Raw genomic sequence first — 236 nt, forward strand, 5'->3', positions numbered from 1 at the left:
CTCGAAAAGGAACAGGGCGCGCCGCTGGAGCTGATCTCGCCTTGCGAAGGCACCGGCTATGAAATCGGCGGCGTCAGCATCCTCAAAGGCGCGCGCAACCTCGACAACGCCAAGCTGTTCGTGGATTGGGTGCTGTCGAAAGAGGCGCAGGAGCTGGCGTGGAAGCAAGGCAAATCCTATCAGATCCTGACCAATACCACCGCCGACACCTCGCCGAACTCGCTGAAGCTCGACGA

General features: G+C 60.6%; 1 pseudogene. It reads left to right on the forward strand.

The annotated features are described in order from the left end of the window. Window positions 1-236 (forward strand): annotated as a pseudogene (locus HMPREF0072_RS11720) (hypothetical protein); the annotation flags it as partial.

The organism is Anaerococcus lactolyticus ATCC 51172, assembly GCF_000156575.1.
Taxonomy (GTDB): Bacteria; Bacillota; Clostridia; order Tissierellales; family Peptoniphilaceae; genus Anaerococcus; species Anaerococcus lactolyticus.